A 505-nucleotide genomic window follows, 5' to 3' on the forward strand; every position below is an offset into this window, starting at 1 on the left:
ATCGCCGTGGGCGAAATCGGCATCGACCTGTATTGGGATAAAACCTACCGAGCAGAGCAAGAGATGGCTTTCGTCACCCAACTCAATTGGGCAAAAGAGATGGATTTACCTGTGGTGATCCACACCCGCGATTCCATCGAAGAAACGCTGACTCTGCTTCGTCAAGAGCAAGACGGTCGCCTGCGTGGCGTGTTCCATTGTTTTGGTGGCAGCTTAGAAGAGGCGCGAGCAATTAACGAGTTGGGCTTCCACCTTGGTTTAGGCGGTGTATCGACGTTTAAAAACGGCGGCATGGACCAAGTCATTCCACACTTAGACATGCAATGGGTCATCTTAGAAACAGACTGCCCATATTTGGCGCCAGTGCCGCATCGCGGTAAACGCAATGAGCCAGCTTACACATCGCTCGTCGCGCAGCGAGTGGCAGACTTGCGTGGCGAAGAAGTCGCAACCATAGATGCTATCACCACGGAAAATGCAAAAAACTTATTTAAGATTTAAGCAA

Annotated in this window: 1 protein-coding gene; it reads left to right on the forward strand. The window is 50.7% G+C overall.

Features of this window, described 5'->3' with window-relative positions; all coding sequences use genetic code 11:
* On the forward strand, nt 1-501 hold a 501-nt coding region (locus R7Z50_RS31430), incomplete at its 5' end, for a TatD family hydrolase (RefSeq protein ID WP_318150267.1).
* Nucleotides 502-505: the final 4 nt, after the last annotated feature.

The sequence above is a fragment of the Vibrio sp. 1249-1 genome (assembly GCF_033340495.1).